Annotated in this window: 13 protein-coding genes and 1 pseudogene; 6 read left to right on the forward strand and 8 right to left on the reverse strand. The window is 72.7% G+C overall.

What is annotated here, in order from left to right; translation table 11 throughout:
* Window positions 1–93: 93 nt before the first annotated feature.
* Window positions 94–1,641: an APC family permease gene (locus EJ357_RS07760; RefSeq protein ID WP_126389970.1), complete on the forward strand. Its 1,548-nt coding sequence runs from the start codon at window positions 94–96 to the stop codon at window positions 1,639–1,641.
* On the opposite strand, the gene EJ357_RS07765 is transcribed toward EJ357_RS07760, so the two are convergent.
* The 4 genes from EJ357_RS07765 to EJ357_RS07780 form a co-directional block, all read right to left on the reverse strand.
* Window positions 1,642–6,324: a hypothetical protein gene (locus EJ357_RS07765; RefSeq protein ID WP_126389972.1), complete on the reverse strand. Its 4,683-nt coding sequence runs from the start codon at window positions 6,322–6,324 to the stop codon at window positions 1,642–1,644.
* Between the two features lie 57 nt (window positions 6,325–6,381).
* The gene (locus tag EJ357_RS07770; RefSeq protein ID WP_126389974.1) at window positions 6,382–7,263 is read right to left on the reverse strand and encodes a hypothetical protein; all 882 of its coding nucleotides are present in this window, start codon (window positions 7,261–7,263) and stop codon (window positions 6,382–6,384) included.
* Window positions 7,264–7,294: 31 nt separating this feature from the next.
* Window positions 7,295–8,821 carry a hypothetical protein gene (locus EJ357_RS07775; RefSeq protein WP_126389976.1) on the reverse strand — a complete coding sequence of 509 codons (1,527 nt, stop codon included), beginning with the start codon at window positions 8,819–8,821 and terminating at the stop codon, window positions 7,295–7,297.
* 91 nt (window positions 8,822–8,912) lie between these two features.
* On the reverse strand, window positions 8,913–9,608 hold the full coding sequence (locus EJ357_RS07780; protein ID WP_126389978.1) for a GntR family transcriptional regulator: 696 nt from the start codon (window positions 9,606–9,608) through the stop codon (window positions 8,913–8,915).
* A gap of 135 nt (window positions 9,609–9,743) precedes the next feature.
* Here EJ357_RS07780 and EJ357_RS07785 point away from each other — a divergent pair, with 135 nt between their 5' ends.
* The 5 genes from EJ357_RS07785 to EJ357_RS07805 are packed head-to-tail and all read left to right on the forward strand — an operon-like array spanning window position 9,744 to window position 14,175.
* Window positions 9,744–11,042: an MFS transporter gene (locus EJ357_RS07785; protein ID WP_126389980.1), complete on the forward strand. Its 1,299-nt coding sequence runs from the start codon at window positions 9,744–9,746 to the stop codon at window positions 11,040–11,042.
* Window positions 11,043–11,047: 5 nt separating this feature from the next.
* Window positions 11,048–11,917 (forward strand): putative hydro-lyase, encoded by an 870-nt coding sequence (locus EJ357_RS07790; protein WP_126399287.1) that lies wholly within the window; start codon window positions 11,048–11,050, stop codon window positions 11,915–11,917.
* A gap of 19 nt (window positions 11,918–11,936) precedes the next feature.
* Window positions 11,937–12,695 carry a LamB/YcsF family protein gene (locus tag EJ357_RS07795; protein WP_126389982.1) on the forward strand — a complete coding sequence of 253 codons (759 nt, stop codon included), beginning with the start codon at window positions 11,937–11,939 and terminating at the stop codon, window positions 12,693–12,695.
* Window positions 12,692–13,309, forward strand: coding sequence for a 5-oxoprolinase subunit B family protein (locus tag EJ357_RS07800; protein ID WP_126389984.1), 618 nt, complete (start codon window positions 12,692–12,694; stop codon window positions 13,307–13,309). Before EJ357_RS07795 ends, EJ357_RS07800 begins: the two co-directional genes overlap by 4 nt.
* Complete coding sequence (locus EJ357_RS07805; RefSeq protein ID WP_126389986.1) at window positions 13,306–14,175, forward strand: 5-oxoprolinase subunit C family protein; 870 nt, start codon at window positions 13,306–13,308, stop codon at window positions 14,173–14,175. Before EJ357_RS07800 ends, EJ357_RS07805 begins: the two co-directional genes overlap by 4 nt.
* Before the next feature lie 290 nt (window positions 14,176–14,465).
* Here the strand turns inward: EJ357_RS07805 and EJ357_RS07810 are convergent.
* The 4 genes and pseudogenes from EJ357_RS07810 to EJ357_RS07825 all read right to left on the reverse strand — a co-directional run.
* Window positions 14,466–15,296: pseudogene (locus EJ357_RS07810) on the reverse strand (SGNH/GDSL hydrolase family protein); the annotation flags it as partial.
* Window positions 15,293–16,453 carry a glycosyltransferase gene (locus EJ357_RS07815; protein ID WP_126389989.1) on the reverse strand — a complete coding sequence of 387 codons (1,161 nt, stop codon included), beginning with the start codon at window positions 16,451–16,453 and terminating at the stop codon, window positions 15,293–15,295. The gene EJ357_RS07815 and the pseudogene EJ357_RS07810, both read right to left, overlap by 4 nt.
* Complete coding sequence (locus tag EJ357_RS07820) at window positions 16,450–17,580, reverse strand: glycosyltransferase family 4 protein (protein WP_126389991.1); 1,131 nt, start codon at window positions 17,578–17,580, stop codon at window positions 16,450–16,452. The genes EJ357_RS07815 and EJ357_RS07820 overlap by 4 nt, the downstream gene beginning before the upstream one ends.
* Window positions 17,581–17,911: 331 nt before the next feature.
* Complete coding sequence (locus EJ357_RS07825) at window positions 17,912–19,330, reverse strand: HEAT repeat domain-containing protein (protein ID WP_126389992.1); 1,419 nt, start codon at window positions 19,328–19,330, stop codon at window positions 17,912–17,914.
* Window positions 19,331–19,557 lie beyond the last annotated feature (227 nt).

A 19,557-nucleotide genomic window follows, 5' to 3' on the forward strand; every position in this document is an offset into this window, starting at 1 on the left:
GCCGTTCACCGCAAGGTTGGTTCGATCGATCCGCCTCAGTGATCCCGGCACCCGCAGGCGCCTCCCCCTCCCCGGCCCACGAGGAGTCCGCTCATGTCATCCACGGAGCAGTCGACCGACCCCCACCGTCACGACGACGCCGAACTCGCCGAGTTCGGATACCGACCCGAACTCAGGCGCACGCTCGGCAACTTCCACACCTTCGCCGCCGGAATCAGCTACATCTCGATCCTGACGGGCACGTTCCAGCTGTTCTACTTCGGCTACGGCAGCGGCGGCCCCGCCTACTGGTGGTCGTGGCCGATGGTCTTCGTCGGCCAGTTCATGGTCGCCCTCTGCTTCGCGGAGCTGGCCGCCCGCTACCCCGTGGCGGGCTCGGTCTACAACTGGTCCAAGAAGGTGGGCAATCCGCATCTGGGCTGGCTCGCCGGCTGGATGATGTTGATCGCCTCCATAGTGTCCATATCGGCCGTGGCGCTCGCCTACCAGTTGACGCTCCCCCAGATCTCGTCGGCCTTCCAGCTCGTGGGCGACGGGACGGGTACGTATGACGTGGCGACCAACGCGGTCGTCCTGGCGGCGGTGTTGATCCTGTTCACCACGTTGGTGAACGCCTTCGGGGTCAAGCTGATGGCGAGGATCAACACAGCGGGCGTGTTCATCGAGTTGATCGCCACCGTCGTGCTGATCGTCCTGTTCGCCGTCCACATCACACGCGGCCCGCAGGTGGTGTTGGAGACGAACGGCACGGGTGCGGACCACGGCGCCGGATACCTCGGCGCGTTCCTCGTGGCCTCGCTGGCGTCCGCGTACGTCATGTACGGCTTCGACACGGCCTCCTCGCTCGGCGAGGAGTGTCTGGACCCGTCCCGCAACGCGCCGCGCGCCATCATCCGGGCGATCGTCGCCTCCTTCGTCCTGGGTGGCCTGATCCTGCTGCTGGCGCTGATGAGCGTCTCCAGCCTGAGCGGCGAGAAGCTGTCGACGGACGGCCTGCAGTACGTCGTGCTCGACGTACTCGGCCCGACGGCCGGCAAGGCGATGCTGTGGTGCGTGCTGATCGCCGTCACGGTGTGCGCCCTGGCGGTCCACACGGCGGCGATCCGGCTGGCGTTCGCGATGGCCCGGGACAACAATCTGCCGGCGTCCTCGCTGCTGGCCCGGGTCAGTCCACGCTTTCAGACGCCGGTGCTGCCGACCGTGATCATCGGGGTCCTGGCGCTGGCGATCCTGGTGGTCAACATCCGCCAGCCGCAGATCTTCACCGTCGTGACCAGCATCGGCATCATCATGATCTACCTCGCCTACCTCGGTGTCACCGCGCCGATGCTGGTGGCCCGGCTGCGCGGGAAGTGGCAGCCCGCGGGCGACGGCAAGTTCTCCCTGGGTCGGTGGGGACTGCTGGTCAACATCGTCGCCGTGGTGTGGGGCGCGGGCATGACGATCAATCTGATCTGGCCGCGCGCCTCGGTCTACAACGCGACGGCCCCCTACCACTGGTACTTGCGCTGGGGCGCGGTGCTCTTCGTCGCGGTCATCGCGGGTGGTGGCTTCGCGTACTACTGGTTCGTCCAGCGGCACAGGACGGGAGTCCTCGCCGAGCACCGCCTGGACACCACGGAACCGAAACAGGACGCCTGATCAGCTGGTCGTCGGTGCGGGACGTTTGAACATTCGCGTAGCCGTGATCTCGCTGTGCACCGCTTCCCCGGCCGGGGTCTGCTGCGGCAGTCCCGGCCGCAGGTGTTCCTCGACGCTGATGTACTTCAGCCCGGCGCGGAGGTCTGCGTCGTTGCGCAGTCGGATGACCAGGGGGAACTCAGCCAGCGCGGTGGTGTCGAACAGGCCGGTGGTGTAGAGGAGTTGGACGCCCAACGCGTCCGACACGGCGCGCTGGAGCTCCAGCAGGTAGGTCGCGTTGGCGCGTCCGATGGGGTTGTCCAGGAACAGCGTGCCGGCGTGCCGGTGCTTGTCCCGGCCCCGGTCGTTCGACCGCAGGGCGGCCATCGTGCAGTACAGGGCGATGGCCGCCGTGAGGAGCTGACCACCGGAGAACACGTCGCCCATCTGCCCGACGGGCACTCGCTCCGCGCGCAGAACGGCATCGGGCTTGAGGATCTCGACGGCGACGCCCTTCGGCTGCAGCGCCGCGGCGACGCCTCGCAGCAGCAGGGACATCCCGTCCCGCCTCAGGTCCGAGTTCTTCTTCACCGCCGCGCGCGTCGCCTCGTCGATGACCTCACCGAGGCGTTCGGTGAGCGTGGCCTGGTCGGGCTCCTCGAACCGGATGCGCAGGAACTCCTGCCCGGACCACTCGCCGAGCCCCTCGGGCAGCCGGGAGAGCCGCTGGGCGGACCGCAGGGTCGCCAGCGCCGATTCGACCAGCCCGCGCAGCCGGTCCACGATCGAGTCGCGGTTGCGCTCCAGTTGCGCCAACTCGTCGGTGAGCACGCGGAGTCGGGGGGCAAAGGCATCCGCCCACTTCTGCGCGTGTTCGGGCAGCGCCGAGGCGGGCAGCTCGCGGATCTGCTGGCGGGCGGGGGTGCGGACCTGCTCGTAGCGCGTGGAGTTGGCATGCCGGACGAGCACGTCGCTCGCCTCGCGCACGGCGGCCTCGGCTGCGGACAGGTCGGCTGCGCAGCCGCGCAGCGACCGGCGGGCCTCGGCGGCGGACTGCCTGGCCTCCTCCGGGCTGCCGGGATACGGCTCCGGCGTCTCCTGCTCGTCGTCCGCCGTGTGTTCCCGCAACAGGTCGCGCAGCATCGCGGCGATCTCGTCGAAGCCGCCCGCCGCGTCCTCGGCGGCGCGGTGCGCTTCGAGGAGCTCCGCGTGTGCCTCGCGGGCCTGGGTCAACGCCTCGGTGCGGGAGGCGAGTTCGGCGGTCGCCGTGCGCAGCAGTGCCTGGGCGTGCTCGGCGTCACGTGGCTGGAGTTCCTCGGACAGCTCGGTGTGTGTCTCGCCGTCCTCGGGCGCGTGCCGCTCGGCCTCGCCGCGCAGCCGGCCGAGCTGCTCGCTGGCGCTGGACATGCGGGTCTCCAGGAGCTGGACCAGCTCCTCCGCGCGCGCGGCGGCCGCCTGCCGGGAGGGCCCGTCGGAGCCGTCGGGCGACTGAAGGAGCTGCTCGGCCCGGGTACGGACCTTGTTGCTCAGCCGGTCCAGTTCCGCGCGGGCCGCGCTCTCGTCGCTCTCCGCGCGGGCCTGCTCGGCGCGCAGGTCGGCGCCGACGCCGACCTTCTCGTACACCTGGGAGGCCGCACGGTACGCCTCGCGGAGCGCGGGCAGGGACGCCTTCGGGGCATCCGCGTCCGTGTCCGGTACGTCATCGGGGGCGCCCGCGATCTCCGAGCGCTCGGCGCGCAGGGCGCGCGCGGTACGGCGCGCGTCGTCGGCAGCGCGCTGGGCGGCACGCCGGTCCTCGTCGGCGGCGCGGGCGCGCTCCAGGCAGACCTGGGCGCGGGCCTCGGACTCGGTGGCCTCGTCGGCGAGTTCGCGCAGCTTGACCTGCCAGCCGGCCCGCTCACGCAGCCGGAAGGCCAGCCCGGCCAGGGCGTCGGCGGCGCGCCGTGCCTTCTGTGCGGCCTCCTGTCGCTCGTCGCGGACCTGAGCGGCCTCGGCGGCGGCTTCGTCGGCCTCGGCCCGCACGGTCCGTGCCTCGGCCAGCTCGGCCTCCGACTCCTCGGCGAAGGCGCGCGAGTCCTGGGCCGCCCGCGCCAGCTCGACCAGTTGCCCGGCCGGGCAGCCCGTCCGCCACGAGGCGAGCCGCGCCGCCAGCTCCCGGTCCTTGCCGAGCCGCGCGGCGAGCGTGCGGATCTCCTCGTCGCGCTCGGTCGCCCGCGCGCGCAGGGCGTGCCGCTCCTGGTCGGCGGCGTGCTCGTCGTGCATGGCCGGGTTCGGCGGTACGAGGAACACATCAGGATCGGGGCCGCCCTGTGCATCGGCGGCCGGGGTCGGGGCGAGCAGGGCCGCTGCCGTACCGACCGCCACGGCGGACCGGGGCAGCAGGGCCGCGTCGCCCAGCACCTCGCGGGCACGCGCGTGCGTGTCCGGGTCGGTGATGATCACGCCGTCGACCAGTTCGGGCCGGGCGGCCAGCACGCGCGCGTGGTCGGCGGGGTCGACGGCCTGGGCGAGGTAGCGCCAGCCCGGGAGGGCGGGGATGCCCTGTTCGCCGAGGAACTCCACGGTGGCCAGCACGTCGGGGCCGGGCGGCAGCAGCCCGCCGTCACCGAGCGCGCCGAGGATCCGGGAGTCGTCGGCGGCTGCCGTACGCAGCTCGAAGAGCTGCCGCTCGGCGGCGGAGACGGCGGCGTCGAGCAGTTCGCGCAGTTCGTCGGCGAAGCGGTCGAGCTCCTCCGGGGTGAGCGCGGCTTCGGCGAGGGCACCCGGGGCGGCCTGTGCGGCGTCCTGCGCGGTCGCGCTTGCCTTGCCGTCGTCACCCGCGCGAGGGGCAGGCACGGACCCGCGCTTCACACCGGACTCTCCGGTCAGGCTGAGCAGTTCGGCGAGCCGCTCCTCCGCCGCCAGCCCTTCGGCTAGGCGGCGCTCTGCGTCGTAGGCACGCTCTGCGGCGCTCGCGGCGTCGGCAGCGCGGGCCGCCGTCAGCTCCGCGCGGGACTCGGCCGAGGCCGCCTCGCGCGCGTGCTCCGAGGCACGCCGGGACGCGTCACGGGCGGTGTCCCAGGCGGCGACGGCCGTCTTCTCGGCGTCGCTCGCGGCGAGGGCCGCGCGGGCCGGGTCGGCGTCGGGGGCGCTGTCGTCGAGCCAGCCCGCTCGGACGGCCTCGGCGGTCTCCTGCTCGACCTCGGACAGCCGTTGCCGCAGATGCCCGGCCTCACTGCGGGCCCGCTGCGCATCGGTGGCGGCGGCGGTGGAGTCGCGGTACGCGGACTCGCCGACCTCCTGGAGCGCTGCGGACCGCTCCTCCCCCTCGTTGGCGAGGGTCTCGGCGCTATCCGCGGCCGCGTGCAGGGCCCGTACGAGATCGACGGCGGCCTTGGCACGGGCGGCCAGCGCGGGGGCCGCGTCCCGCTCGGCCTCCTGGATCGCGGCGGACACACGCGCGACACGGTCGGCTGCCGCACGGTGCCGCAGCACGGCCTCGGCGGCCTGCCAGGCGGAGTGCAGGGTACGCGCGTCGGCCAGCTCACGCTTCTGCGCGGCCGCCGACTTTTCGGTCGCCGCGAGCGCCAACGAGGCGTGCCGGTAGGCGAGTTCGGCAGCGATCAACGCGCTGCGCTCCCGCGCCGCCTCGGTGTGGGTGACGGCGTAGGCGGCGGCGGTGACCCGCTGGGCGAGGTCGGAGGCGCGCACGCGCTCCTGGAGGCCCCGTGCGGACAGCCGCCGGGCCAGGGTCCGGGTCCTTCGCTCGGCACCGGCGTGGATGTCGCGCGCGCGTGAGCGCGCGTCGGCGGCCTCGACGATCCGTCCGAGCAGGTCCACGGACCCGGCGGTGAAGTCCCGTTCGGCCATCAGCTCGGCGCGCCGGCCCAGCTTGTTGCCGAAGCCGCTGACCAGGTCGGCGAGGCCGTCGGTGTCCCGCGTGTCCGTCACGGCGCGCAGCAGCAGGTCGGTGAAGTCGGAGTCCTTCTTGACCGCGAAGAGGCCGGCGGCCTCACCCTCGTCGGCGTTCATCTCCCGCTGGTAGCGGAAGAGTTCGGGGTCGAGGTGAAGGTCGCCGAGGTGCTCGATCCAGCGGTCGTGGATCTCCTCCCAGTGCACCTCCAGATGCGGATACGCCTTGCCCGCCTCGGTGATGGCGTCCCGGAAGCCCTTCATGGTGCGACGGCGCCCCTGCGCACCCGACTGGCCCTCGACGGACGGCCTCACGGCGGTGGCCTCGGCGACGGGCAGGTTGTCCAGCGACAGCCCGGGCCCCGGGCGGAAGGAGTACCAGGCCTCGGCGAACTTCCGCGGGTCGTTGGAGACCTGGCGCCCGCGCCATTCACTGACCTTGCCCACCACGACACACTCGCCGGTGAGCGTGTGCTGCCACTCCAGCGCGACATGCCCGCAGTCGTCGGCGAGCAGGAACTTCCGCAGCACGCCGGAGCTGGCGCCGCCAAGGGTGTTGCGGTGGCCCGGCAGCATCACGGAGAAGATCAGCTTGAGCAGGACCGACTTGCCGCCGCCGTTCTCCAGGAAGAGCACCCCGGCGGGCGCCGGCCGGCGCGGCGGACCGACAGGCTCCTCCTCGAAGAACTCCGCCTGCGTGGGGGCGGGGTCGGGCACGGGCTCGCCCACACCGCGCAGGTCCAGCACGGTGTCGGCGTAGCGCGCACCGGCCGGACCGATGGAGTAGAGGCGGACCCGGGACAGCTCGTACATGGCGGACTCTCGTAAGTCTTCGGCTAAGTCTTGGTCGATCAGGGGAGTTCGGGGACGTCAGGAGGAGTGGAACGGCAGCCCGGCGTCGGCCACCAGTTCCAGGTCGTCCGTGTCCTCGGCGGGCAGCAGGGTCGGCGTGCCGTCGGTGACCGGGACCACGCCCAGCTCCAGCAGCTCGGCCATGGCGGCGCTGCCCGCCATGTCACGCACCTGGAGTTGGTAGCGGGCGGTCGTGCGGTACGTGCCGCCGTTGTCGTCGCCGGTGCGCTGCAGGAACCCGGAGTCGGTGAGAAAGGCGGCCGCCTTGCCGACGATGCCGGTGGTCGAACCGGCGAGTCTGCGCGCGTCCTTGGTGGCGCCGGTGGCACTGCGTCTCACCCAGATACGCCAGGCGGCCTCCAGCCCGGGCGCGTCCGTCGCCGGGTCGGTGTTCTCGCCCCGTTCCTCGGCACGCTCCTCCAGCCGCCGGCAGGCCTGCCGGACGAAGGCGTCGACGCCGTTGACCGTCACGCGTCCGATGTAGCCGTCGTCGGCCAGGTCCTCGGGCCGCGGGAACGCCATGGCGGCGACGGCGAGATGGGCCAGTCCGTGCAGGAAGCGGTCGCTGCCGTCGGCGGACGTACGACGCGCGTAGTCGCCCATGCGGACGGCGAACACGGAGTCCTCGGCGGCGGTCACGGCCATCCCCGCGCGGGGGGACACCTCCAGGACCACGAGCCCGAGCCCCGCGGCCACGGCATCCGCGAGTCGCGCGAACGGCGGGTCCTCGCGGTACCGCCGGAGCAGCTCCGCGTACTCCTGGTCCCGTGCGGGCTGCAACTTGGGCTGCAGCCCGAACGCGACGAGCCGAGCCGCGTCGGCGGCGTCGGCGGGCGTGACGGCGGCGGGCGCCGACGGGGCGGAGGGCTCCGTGTCACTCCACTCGACGTGCTCGCTCACGGTTGGTGCTCCTTGCTCCGCTGTCGCTCACTCATGCTGCTTCCGTCCTGTCGGCGGCCATCCCGGCCGCGTCCAGCAGGGCCGTCCCCACGATCAGGTCGGCCCCGCCGAACTCGGGATCGTCCAGCTCCGTCCCGTCGTCCACGGCGAACAGCAGCTTCTCCTCGCCCTGCCGATAGGCGGTCCCGACAGGGGGACTTGCCGCGTGAACGGCCATCAACGCCACGAGATACGGAAGGTCCGGGTCCTGGCGACGCGCCTGAGCCAACAGGCCCGACAACCGGCGGGGCGCATCTGGCGGCAGGTCCAGCAGTTCCGTCGCCGCGGCCAGCTGTTCCTCGCTGAACCGGCTGTCGTCCGGCGTCGCGATGAGGTCGGGCTCGGGCATCTCCGCTCCGAGGTGCTCGCGCTCCACGGGCGGCGTCAGCAGTATGTCGACGAGGTCGCCGACCCGCACGGACAGCGGCGTACGCATGCCCGTCCCGCGCGCGAAGAAGGCGTCCGTGACCCGGACGGCCTGCTCCAGGGGCAACGGCAGGACGGGGGCGAGGAGATGGCCGTACAAATCCGTCCCCGACGTCGTCATCGGTGTCGCGAAGGCCTGCCGGTCCTGCTCTGCGCGGAACAGGGGGCCGGCCTCCAGCAGGCGTGACTGCAGCTGCGTGTGCCGTCGGATGCAGTCCTTGACGATGTCGACGAGCTCGGCCGCGCGGCGCTTGTGCTCCGCGTCCTCGGTCTCGTCGCGGGCCTTGCGGATGTTGGTGAGGATCGCGTTCTCGTGGCGGTACCGGTCGGCGACGTGGTCGAGCGCCTCGGCGATCATGTCCGGTACGGAGTTCAGCCAGTCGACCGACCGGACGTTGCGCCGGGTCGCGTCGAGGGCCCTGCGGAGCGTCTCCGAGTACTGCACGGTCCGGTACCGGGCCTGCTCGGCGGCCAGTTGCGCGTCGGCGAGGCGGCCGCGGTTGATCAGGACCTCCAGCTTGACCTCGGCGGCGATCTGGGCGCTGGTGACATCGGTGTCGAGGGCGCCGACGAGGACGTTGACCGCCTCGTCGGTCGTCCGCAGGTACACCGTGCCGCCCGGCCCCGGCACCTCCTCGATCAGCTTGAAGTCGTAGTCACGGCGGACATAGCTGCCGTCCGGCGCGAACGTGCCGTACACGGCCCTGAAGCCGCGGTCCACGCTGCCGACGTTGATCAGGTTCTCCAGGACCCAGCGGGCCACCCGCTCGTGCTCGGTGACGGGGCGCCGCGGGGCCTGGGCGGCGATGCGGGGGATGAGCCGGGCGACGATCTGGTCGTGGTCGGCGCCCGTGTCGAAGTCCATGTTGAGCGTGACCAGGTCGATGGCGGCGAGCGCCACCTCGGCCATGCCGTACACCGAGTACTCGCCCGCGAGGTTGGCCTTGCGCGCGTCGAGGTCGTGCAGCGGCGCGGTGCAGGCGAGCGCGCGCAGCCGCCGCGCCAGCCCCTCGTCGGCGGCCGGGCCCGGAGCAGGGCGCGGCCCCGCGCTGAGCTGGGGCGGAACACGGTCCGTCGATGCGGGTGAAGTCACGGTGCACAGACTAGGTCCTCGGTCTGACAACGACCCAAACGACGCAGATGCGCCCGGGCGTCACGGATGTCACACCGAGGCGGCTCAGGCGCTAGCCGTCGTCCCCGACGCGACGCCTGTACACCTCCACGACCCGCTCCAGCGAGTCGCGCAGGTACACGGCGAGCAGCCTTTCGGCCTCCGCCCTGTCCCCCGTCTCCAGTGCCTGCAGGATCTGCTGGTTTCTGGCCAGGTACGGCTCGTGCAGCCGGCGCGGGTCGTCCACCACGTGGAACGCCAGGCGCAGCTCCGCGAAGACACTGCGCATCAGTTCGTCGGTACGGTCACTGCCCGCGAGGGCGACCAGCTCACGGTGGAAGTGGATGTTGGCCGTACCCAGCGCTTTCCAGTCACCTTCGCGCGTCGCCCGCTGCCCCTGCGCCACGGCCTCGGCAAGGCGGTCGACGTCGTACGGCGGCTCCCCGAGCCCTCGCACGACCGCACACTCGACGAGCCCGCGCGTGCGGTAGATGTCCTCGACGTCCTCGACGGTCAGCACCCGGACGAAGACGCCCCGGTTCAGCTCGTGCACGAGCAGGCGTTCATGCGTGAGCAGCCGGAACGCCTCGCGCAGCGTGTTGCGGGAGACGCCGAGCGCGCCGCCGATGCTGTCCTCCGACAGCCGGGTGCCGGGTGGGAAGAACCCCTCCGCGATGCGGCTCCGGAGGATGTCCGAGACACGCTCCGCGGTGCTGGTGCGGCCCAGGAGGGCGCGGTCCTCGGCGAGTGAGGTCAGCTGCTCTGCCATGCCGGAATTCAATCGCAGATTACAAGAACGAAACAACATGGGTATTGAGGGATCGTTGAACGATCCCCTACGGTGCTACGAACCGGCACGGCTCAGTCCCCAGCGCCCTCCGTCCCCCCTCTCTGCGAGGTGCCCATGAGCTCGACCCCTCCACCGCAGGCCCTGACAGACGCCCACCCCACCACTGACGAACGCGCCGCCGACGACGGCGCGTTCGGCTGGTTGCGCGCCCTCGGCCCGCGCGGCCGCCGCGCCTTCGCGGGCGCTTTCGGCGGATATGCCCTGGATTCGTACGACTACTTCACACTGCCGTTGAGCATGGTGGCGCTGGCCGCCTACTTCGGCCTGGACAGCGGTCAGACCGGCCTCTTCACCACCGTCACGCTCGTGGTCTCCGCGGTCGGCGGCGCGCTCGCGGGTGTGCTGGCGGACCGGATCGGCCGGGTCAAGGCGCTGATGATCACGGTCATCACCTACGCGGTCTTCACCGTGGCCTGCGGCTTCGCGCCCAACTACGAGTGGCTGCTGGTCTTCCGCGCCCTCCAGGGCCTCGGCTTCGGTGGCGAATGGGCGGTCGGCGCGATCCTCGTGGCCGAGTACGCGACCGCCAAGCACCGGGGCCGCACGCTCGGTGCGATCCAGAGCTCGTGGGCGGTCGGCTGGGCACTGGCCGCGATCATGTACACGCTGGTCTTCTCGCTCGTCGACGAGGACCTCGCCTGGCGCGTGATGTTTTGGACCGGCGCGCTGCCCGCGCTGCTCGTGATCTGGATGCGGCGCCGCGTGCACGACGCCCCGGAGGCGGTGGCCGTGCGTGAACAGAGCGCCGGGAAGGGGTCGTTCGCGGCGATCTTCAAGCCCGGTCTGCTGCGTACGACGATCTTCGCGGGGCTGCTCTCCACCGGCGTCCAGGGCGGTTACTACACCCTCGCCACCTGGGTGCCGACCTACCTCAAGACCGAGCGCGACCTGTCGGTCGTCGGCACCGGCGGCTATCTGACGTTCCTGATCTCGGGCGCCTTCATCGGCTATCTGACCGGCGGTTACCTCACCGACCGGCTGGGCCGGCGACGCAACATCTGGCTGTTCGCGCTGCTGTCGGCGGTCTGCATCCTGGCGTACGCCAACATCCCCAGCGGCGCCAACACCCTGCTCCTGGTGCTCGGATTCCCGCTCGGGTTCTGCATGTCGGCGATCTTCAGCGGCTTCGGGTCCTACCTGAGCGAGCTGTACCCGACGGCGGTGCGCGGCACGGGACAGGGCTTCACGTACAACACCGGCCGCGCCGTGGGCGCGATCTTCCCGACCACGGTCGGCTTCCTTGCCGACAGCTGGGGTGTGGGCGGCGCGCTGGTCTTCGGTGCGATCGGCTACGGCATCGCCGCACTGGCCCTGCTCGGACTGCCGGAGACGCGCGGGAAGGAGCTGGTGTGAACCGTATGGAGGAGCGCCCGCTCACCGTCGGCCCGGACGACCGTCCGCTCACCGTCGCGTCGGACGACCGCCCGCTCACCCTCGTCGACGAGCACGCGCACGCGTGGAGCCCGAAAACGGCACGGGCCCGATTCCGGGAGGGCCTGACCGGTCCCACGGCCGGGGTCGCGGCGGGCCACACCCAGGTCAACCTGATCTCGGTGCCCGTCGACTGGGCGTACGACATGCTGCTGTTCTGCCAGCGCAACCCCAAGCCCTGCCCCGTACTCGACGTCACCGACGCCGGTTCCTGGACGAGCGTCCTCGCCGACGGCGCCGATCTGCGCACCGACCTGCCGCGTTACCGGGTATGGGAGGACGGCGAGTTGGTGGACGAGCCGACGGACGTGCGTGCCCACTGGCGGGGTGACCTGGTGTCGTTCCTGATCGGCTGCAGCTTCACCTTCGAGTGGACGCTGGCCGCGGCGGGCGTCCCGATCCGCCACGTCGAGCAGGGCCGCAACGTCCCGATGTACGTGACCAGCCGCCAGTGCCGTCCGGCCGGGAGGCTGCGTGGACCGATGGTGGTCTCCATGCGCCCGGTGCCACCGCAGCACCTGTCGGCGGCGCTGCGGGAGACCAGCCTCCTCCCGGCCGTGCACGGCAGCCCCGTGCACTGCGGCGACGCCTCGGCGCTGGGCATCGCCGACCTGGGCCGCCCGGACTTCGGCGATCCGGTGGACGCCGAGCCCGACGACATCCCGGTGTTCTGGGCCTGCGGAGTGACACCGCAGGCCGCGGTGATGGCCTCGCGCCCGCCGTTCGCCATCACCCACGCACCGGGGCAGATGTTCCTGACCGACGCCCGCGACGAGCAGTACCGCGTCGTCGCCTGACGGAAGAAACAACGGACGCATGACCTCCATCGATCTCAACGCCGACCTCGGCGAGGGCTTCGGCCGCTGGCAGCTCACCGACGACGAACGGCTCCTGTCGGTCGTCACGAGCGCCAACGTGGCCTGCGGCTTCCACGCGGGGGACGCGGCCACCATGCGGCGGGTGTGCGAGCTGGCGGCCGCGCGCGGGGTGCGGATCGGCGCCCAGGTCTCCTACCGGGACCTGGCAGGGTTCGGGCGGCGCGCCATGGACGTGCCGCCCGCCGAGCTGGCGGCCGAAGTGGCCTACCAGATCGGCGCCTTGGAGGTCTTCGCGCGAGCGGCGGGCACGCGCGTGTCGTACGTCAAACCGCACGGCGCGCTCTACAACCGCGTCGTGCACGACGAGGAGCAGGCCGGCGCGGTCGTCGACGGCGTGCTCCTGGCGGACGCCGCGCTGCCCGTGCTCGGCCTGCCCGACTCCCGGCTGCTGGAGGTGGCCGCCAAGGCCGGGCTCCCGGCCGTCGAGGAGGCGTTCGCGGACCGTGCTTACACCGACCAGGGCACACTCGTCCCGCGTGGCCAGGACGGCGCCGTGGTCACCGACCCGGAGACCGTCGTGGAACGCTCCATCGGTCTGGCCCGCTCGGGCGTGGTCACCTCGCACTCCGGGGCAGAGGTAGCGGTACGCGCGCGTTCCCTGTGCCTGCACGGGGACACGCCCGGCGCCGTCGAGCTGGCCCGACGGGTTCGGGCGCGGCTGGAGGAGTCGGGGGTCCTGGTGGAGGCCTTCGTATGAGGGCGCTGCCCGTCGGCGACGACGCCCTGCTCGTCGAGGTGAACTCGGGCGAGGAGGCGCGGGCACTGCACGCGGAGCTGCTGCGCCGCCGTGCCGAGGGCTCGCTGTCGGTCCGTGAGATCGTCCCCGCGGCCCGCACGGTCCTGCTCGACGGCCTCGCCGCACCGTCCCGCGTGGCCTGCGAGCTGGCCATGTCCGAAGTGCCGCCCGCTCCCCCACGCGCGCGTGACGTCGTCGAACTCCCGGTGCGCTACGACGGCCCCGACCTGGCGGACGTCGCCGCGCACTGGGGCGTCTCCGCGCACGACGTGGCCCGTATCCACGCGGACATCGAGTTCAGCGTCGCCTTCTGCGGATTCGCCCCCGGGTTCGGCTATCTGACCGGTCTGCCGCCGCGCTACGACGTCCCGCGCCGGGCCACTCCGCGCACGGCCGTCCCCGCCGGTGCGGTGGCGTTGGCGGGCCCGTACACGGGCGTGTACCCGCGCTCGTCGCCGGGCGGCTGGCAGCTGATCGGCACCACGGACACCGTGCTGTGGGACCACACGCGCGTGCCGGCCGCGCTGCTGTCGCCAGGCACGCGCGTGCGCTTCGTTCCGGTGGGGAGCTCATGACCGACCGCGCCTTCTCCGTCGTACGCGCCGGGGCGCTCACCACCGTCCAGGACCTCGGCCGTGCCGGGCACGCCCACCTCGGTGTGCCGCGCTCGGGTGCGCTGGACGGGCCGGCGGCGGCGCTGGTCAACCGTCTGGTGGGCAACGCCCCCGAGGCGGCGGTACTGGAGACCACGCTGGGCGGCTGCGCGGTGCGGCCTCGCTCCACAGTCACCGTGGCGGTCGGTGGCGCCCCGTGCCGGGTCACGGTGAACGGACGCCCGGTCGCGTGGGGCGCTCCGGTGCGCGTGCCCGCCGGCGCGCTCCTGGACGTCGGCGCGGCGGACTCCGGCGTACGCAGCTATGTGGCCTTCTCCGGCGGCATCGCCGTCGAGCCGGTCCTGGGCAGCCGTTCCACGGACCTGCTGTCCGGCCTCGGCCCACCGCCGCTCACGGACGGCGCGGTGCTGCCCCTGGGCAGGCCGACGCGGCTCCACGCGCGCGTGGACGTCGCGCCGCAGCCGGCGCCGCCTGCCGAGCTGGTGCTGCGTGTCACGCTGGGCCCGCGCGACGACTGGTTCACCCCGGCGGCCGTGCGTGCCTTCACCACCCGCGCGTACAGCGTCTCCGCCGCGAGCAACCGCATCGGGCTGCGCACCGAAGGCCCCGCCCTGGAACGGGCGCTCACCAGCGAACTCCCCAGCGAGGGCGTGGTCCTGGGCGCGGTCCAGGTTCCGCCCGACGGCCGACCGGTCGTGTTCCTGGCCGACCATCCGACCACGGGCGGCTACCCGGTGATCGCCGTCGTCCGCGCGGCCGACCTCCCGGCCGCCGCACAGGCGGTACCGGGCACCCCGATCCGCTTCGTGGCCGTACGCCACCGCTGACGCGCCCCCTCCCGCCACGCACGCGTGGGCAACGCCGTCTCCCACACGCGTGGGCAACGCCACCCCCGCCACGCACGCGCGCGCTACGCCGCCTCCGGCGCGGGCTGCGGCTCCGGGACCAAGCGACGGTCGGACAGGGGCAATCCCTCCGGCAGGGGCCGGTGCTCAGGCACCGCCCGATGATCGGTCAACACCATGGGCTCGGCCGCCGGACGCGGCTCGGGCCATCCCTTCCACTCGGGCATCCCCACGCTGTCGGGCATCCCCACGCTGTCGGGCATCCCCATCCACTCGGGCGCCGACAGCCCGGCCAACGCCATGGAGACCCCGTGTGCCGCTCGCCGGTCGAGCCGGTCGGTGGTGCCCTTCGCGCGGTGCCGCATCTCGACGGCGGCGAGGCGCACCAGCTGCGGCAGCAGGTCGTTGCACCGCCGGATCACCCAGGCGGTACCCGCCGTGGCCAGCCACAGCAGGCTCGCCGACTTGGTGGGCGGCGGGAACTCGGGCTCGGGCGAGGGCGCGGTCTGCGTCGCGAGGCCCCTGTGCGCCAGCATCGCGTGGAAGCGCAGGGCGATCTGCCGGTGCCCGCGCTCCCCGGGATGCAGCCGGTCCGAGCTCCACATCGAGCGTTCCATGATCCAGTCGTCGTCGACCGCGTGCAGATGCACCGCCCCGTACCGCTCGGACAACGTGTGGACCACATGGTTGACGGCCCGCTGCCGCCGAGCCAGCGGGTTGCCCAGGATGCCCGGCAGTCCCAGCATCGTGCCCGGGTCGGGCAGGCAGGCCGTGAGCACGGCCGTGCCCTGACGGGTGAAGGAGGCGTAGACCTTGTCGAGGCGTTCCGCGATCTTCTCGATGTCGAAGGTGCTGCGCAGTGTGTCATTGACGCCCACGAGGACGGACGCGACGTCCGGACGCAGGGTCAGCGCGGCGGGCAGCTGGTTCTCCAGCACGTCCCGCGTCTGTGCCCCGCTGACCGCGAGGTTGGTGAACTCGGCGCACGGTTCGGACAGCCCGCCGGCGAGCAGCGCGGCCCAGCCGCGCCACCCGTTCCCGACGGGATCGCCCACCCCCTCGGTCAGCGAGTCACCGAGGGCGACGTAGCGGAGCGGTCTCATGCCGCGCCCTCCGCACGCACGAAGGGACGCGCCGGCACCGCGGCGTCGTGCGCGGTGAGGAAGGCGTCCACCGCCGCGCCCCACCCGAAGCACTCCGCACGCGCGCGTGCCACCTCGCGGCGCTCGCGCTCGGGACGGTCGAGGAGCATCTCCACGGCGTCCGCGAAGGCGTCGCCGTTGTCCGCCGCGGTGGCCCCGGCGGCACCGATCACCTCGGGCAGCGCGGAGGACGCGCTCGCCACGACGGGCGTACCGCAGGCCATGGCCTCCAGCGCGGCGAGCCCGAACGTCTCGGCGGGCCCAGGGGCCAGGCACACGTCGGCGGAGGCCTGGAGCGCGCCGAGCAGGCTGCGGTCGGCGACATGACCGAGGAAGGTCACCGGCAGGTCCCGCTCCTGCGCCCGCTGTTCGAGCCGCGGGCGCAGCGGGCCGTTCCCGGCCACCACGAGCACGGCGCGCACTCCACGCCGGCGCAGGGACTCCAGGGCGTCCAGCGCGGTGCCGGGCCGCTTCTCCACGGAGAGCCGGGAGCACATCACCAGCAGCGTCTCGTCCGCACGCGCGTGCGTGGCGCGCAGCGCGGCGTCACGCAGGGTGGGACGCCGGTTCATCAGGTCGACGCCCAGCGGGGCCCGTACGACGTTACGGGCGCCGATCCGCACGAACTCCCGCTCGGCGAACTCGGTGGTGCACACGACCCTGGAGTACGTGTGGGCCGTACGGACGTTGAGGGCGTCGGCCGCGCGCCGGGACATCGTCTCCGACAAGCCCCAGGTGCGCAGGACGCCGTCGGCGGTCTCGTGGGAGACCATCACGGCGGGGACGCGGGCCCGGCGGGCCCACCTGCCGGTCCACCGCAGCGTGGTGCGGTCGGAGACCTCCAGGCGGTCGGGCGCGAGCTCCTCCAGCAGGGACGCGACCCGCCGCTTGTCGAGGAGGACGCGGTAGCCGCCGGTGCCGGGCAGCATCGGGCCGGGCAGGGTGATCACGCGGCCCTGCTCGGTCTCGCAGTCGGTGTACTTGTCACCCGGCACGATGAGGACGGGGTCGTGCCCCGCCAGCTTGAAACCCTTGCCGAGCTCGCGCAGCGCGGTGCGCAGCCCCCCGGAGGCGGGCGCGACGAAGTTCGCGAGCCGGACGATGCGCAGGCCGTTCATGCCGCCACCACCGCCCTGCGCGCGGCGACCACGTCCGCGTAGTGCCCGATCAGCTGGTCGCCGATCGCGGCCCAGGTGCGGCCCTCGACGGTGGCACGTCCTGCGGCACCGTACGCGGCCCGCAGCGCCCGGTCGGCGACCAGGGACCGCACGGCGTCCCGTACGGCGGAGGCGTCGCGCGGCGGCACCAGCAGGCCGGTGCGGCCGTGGTCGACCAGGTCGAGCGGGCCACCGGCGGCGGGCGCCACGACGGGCACGCCGCTGGCCATGGCCTCCTGCACGGTCTGGCAGAAGGTCTCGAACGGCCCTGTGTGCGCGAAGACGTCGAACGAGGCGAAGATCCGGGCGAGGTCGTCGCCGCCTCGTCGGCCCAGGAAGGCCGCGCCGGGCAGCGCCTCGGCGAGCGCGGGCTGACTTGGCCCGTCGCCGACGATCACGACCTTGACGCCCGGCAGACGGCAGGTGTCGGCCAGCAGGTCGATGTGCTTCTCGGGGGCGAGCCGCCCGACGTATCCGACGATCACCTCGCCGTTCGGGGCGAGCTCGCGGCGCAGCGCCTCGTCGCGCAGCTCGGGGCGGAAGCGGGCGGTGTCCACGCCGCGTGCCCACAGCTTGAGCCGGGGAACCCCGTGGGTCTCCAGGTCGTTCATGGAAGCGCTGGACGGGACGAGGGTGAGGTCGGCGGCGGAATGGACGGAGCGTATGCGGCGCCAGGCCGCGGCCTCGCCGGCGCCCATGTAGGTGCGGGCGTAACCGGCCAGGTCGGTCTGGTAGACGGCGACGGCGGGGATGCCGAACTTGGCGGCGGCGGCCATGCCACGGACGCCGAGGACGAAGGGGCTGGCCAGGTGCACGACGTCCGGGCGGTGCTGGACGATCGCCGCGGCGAGGCGCCGGCTGGGGAGGGCGACGCGGACCTGGGGGTAGCCGGGGAGCGGAAGGGAGGGGACGTGGACGACCGGGCAGGGCGCCGCGAGGGCGGCGAGCTTGTTTCCGGGCGCCGGGGCGGGTGCGACGACGAGGGGCGCGTGACCGCGATCGACCAGGTGTCGGGCGGTCTGGAGCGCGCAGTGGGCCACGCCGTTCACATCGGGGGGAAAGGATTCGGTCACGATGACGACACGCATACCGGTGTTGTCGCCGTACCGGACGTGGCCGCGTCAACGTGGATCTTTCCGAACAGGGAACGTCCCATGAGCGTTCCGCTGCGCACCCGGGCGGGTCAGATCACGTCCATGCGCGCCTGACCCGCAGGTCATCCCGCGTTCACCTCGCGGGCCGATCTCCGCGACATTCACAGCGTGAACACATGTCCCGGATGATGATCGGCGATCAGCCGACCGTCACGGCCCGCCCGATGATCATCTGACGGTCTCGCCCGGCGCCGTGTCCGGCCGAATGATCAACCAGATGTCGCGTCCGGCCCGAACGATCAACCGGATGTCGCGGCCCGAATGATCAGCCGGATGCCGTGTCCGGTCCGATCCGGCTGCGTACGGCCGTCTGCACCTCGGCCTCCTCGGCCGGGTCGGCGGCGAGCCTGCGCAACCGCTCCACGACGCGTGTGTCGCCCGTCTCGGCGTGCCTGGCGGCGATCTCGCGGGTGGTCTCCTCACAGTCCCACAGGCACTCGACGGCGAATCCGGACGGGAAGGAGGGATCGGTGGCGGCGAGGGCCCTGGCGGTGCGGCCGCGTAGATGGGAGGAGGCGGTCTCGCGGTAGATATGGCGCAGCACGGGGGCCGCGCAGGCGATGCCGAGCCGTCCGGTGCCGTCGACGAGGGTCCACAGGGTCGGCGCGTCGGGGCCTTCGCCCCGTACGGCCTCCCGTAGCGCCGCGAGGACCAGTTCCTTGTCCTCGGCCCCGCCCCGGCAGGCGAGCATGCGCCCGGCGGCGGCGCCCAGCGGGTCGGGCCGTCGGGCCCAGCTCCGCGCGCGGTCGACGGCGGCGATACTGCGCATACGTTCGAACGCGTCGAGGGCGGCCTCCACGACGGCCGACGAGCCGGTGACCACGGCCGCCTCGATCAGATCGAGGGCGTCCGGATCATTGCTGTCGGCGAGGTACCGCAGGGCCGTGCATCGGGCGCCGTCGGTGCCGTCCTTGGCGGCGGCGACGATCTCGGGCCGGTCCTCGGGACCCGCGACGGCGGTGAGGCACCGAGCGGCCGGCACATGCAGTGCGGCGCCGCGCTCCATCCCCTGCTGGGCCCACTCGAAGACGGCCTGCACGCTCCACCCCGGACGGGGCCCGGTAGGTCGCATCTGCCGCTGCCAGCGGTCGAAGCAGCCGGCCTCCTGGGCGGCACGCACACGCGTGGCGATCGATTCGCGTGAATCCTCGGCCCACAGCCGCCACGGCCGTGGCTCAAAAGCATCGCGTACGGCGGCGGCCAGTTCGGCCTCGCCCTCGGGATCGGCCGGGAAGCGGGCCAGCACGGGCGCGGCCAGGGCACGCAGTCCGGCGTCGTCGTCCCTGAGCGCGAGTTCGTCCAGCGCCCAGGCCCAGTTGGCACCTGACGCGGCGTACCTGCGCAGCAGTTGGAGGGCGTCCCGCCTGCCGTAGGAGGCGAGGTGACCGAGGACGGCGAGGGCCAGCCCGGTACGTGACTCCTCGGCGTCGAAGGCGTCCTCGACGTCGAAGAGGTGGGCCTCGATCTCGTCCAGCTCGCCGTTCAGGTCGAGGTAGAGACGGGCGTAGTAGAGGGAGCGGTTCTCCACCTGCCAGTCGTGGCGGGGGTCCCGCAGCACACAGTGGTTCAGGGCCGCGAGCGCCTCGGCGCGCGGGGCGGTGAGCGCGTGCAGTGTGCCGTCGCCGCGGCCCCGCTGGAGCAGGCCGAGCAGCGTACCGCTGGGCGCTATGACCGGTTCGAACATGGGAAACAGCCTCACATCAAGCGTCGACGCAACCGGGGTTCTTGCTTCACCTGGCCGCGTGACAACACGTCGGGGCGCCCGCCGTTTCCTGCTTGCTGTAGACCATTTTCCTCTGCCTCTCGTCAGTGGCCCATGCGGACCGCATCACGGTCCGCGCGGTGCGGCAACACCTGCCCAGCCATCGCGTCCGTGAATCACGACGTCATGATGACTCGGCACTTCCACCT

It is taken from the genome of Streptomyces cyaneochromogenes (assembly GCF_003963535.1).
Classification (GTDB): domain Bacteria; phylum Actinomycetota; class Actinomycetes; order Streptomycetales; family Streptomycetaceae; genus Streptomyces; species Streptomyces shaanxiensis.

Excerpts from the sequence above, each read along its gene's own strand:
- EJ357_RS07765 (WP_126389972.1), bottom strand. The coding sequence starts at position 6,324 with ATGTACGAGCTGTCCCGGGTCCGCCTCTACTCCATCGGTCCGGCCGGT.
- EJ357_RS07790 (WP_126399287.1), top strand. The coding sequence starts at position 11,048 with ATGGAGGAGCGCCCGCTCACCGTCGGCCCGGACGACCGTCCGCTCACC.
- EJ357_RS07820 (WP_126389991.1), bottom strand. The coding sequence starts at position 17,580 with ATGCGTGTCGTCATCGTGACCGAATCCTTTCCCCCCGATGTGAACGGC.
- EJ357_RS07780 (WP_126389978.1), bottom strand. The coding sequence starts at position 9,608 with ATGGCAGAGCAGCTGACCTCACTCGCCGAGGACCGCGCCCTCCTGGGC.
- EJ357_RS07805 (WP_126389986.1), top strand. The coding sequence starts at position 13,306 with ATGACCGACCGCGCCTTCTCCGTCGTACGCGCCGGGGCGCTCACCACC.
- EJ357_RS07795 (WP_126389982.1), top strand. The coding sequence starts at position 11,937 with ATGACCTCCATCGATCTCAACGCCGACCTCGGCGAGGGCTTCGGCCGC.
- EJ357_RS07825 (WP_126389992.1), bottom strand. The coding sequence starts at position 19,330 with ATGTTCGAACCGGTCATAGCGCCCAGCGGTACGCTGCTCGGCCTGCTC.
- EJ357_RS07815 (WP_126389989.1), bottom strand. The coding sequence starts at position 16,453 with ATGAACGGCCTGCGCATCGTCCGGCTCGCGAACTTCGTCGCGCCCGCC.
- EJ357_RS07785 (WP_126389980.1), top strand. The coding sequence starts at position 9,744 with ATGAGCTCGACCCCTCCACCGCAGGCCCTGACAGACGCCCACCCCACC.
- EJ357_RS07800 (WP_126389984.1), top strand. The coding sequence starts at position 12,692 with ATGAGGGCGCTGCCCGTCGGCGACGACGCCCTGCTCGTCGAGGTGAAC.
- EJ357_RS07760 (WP_126389970.1), top strand. The coding sequence starts at position 94 with ATGTCATCCACGGAGCAGTCGACCGACCCCCACCGTCACGACGACGCC.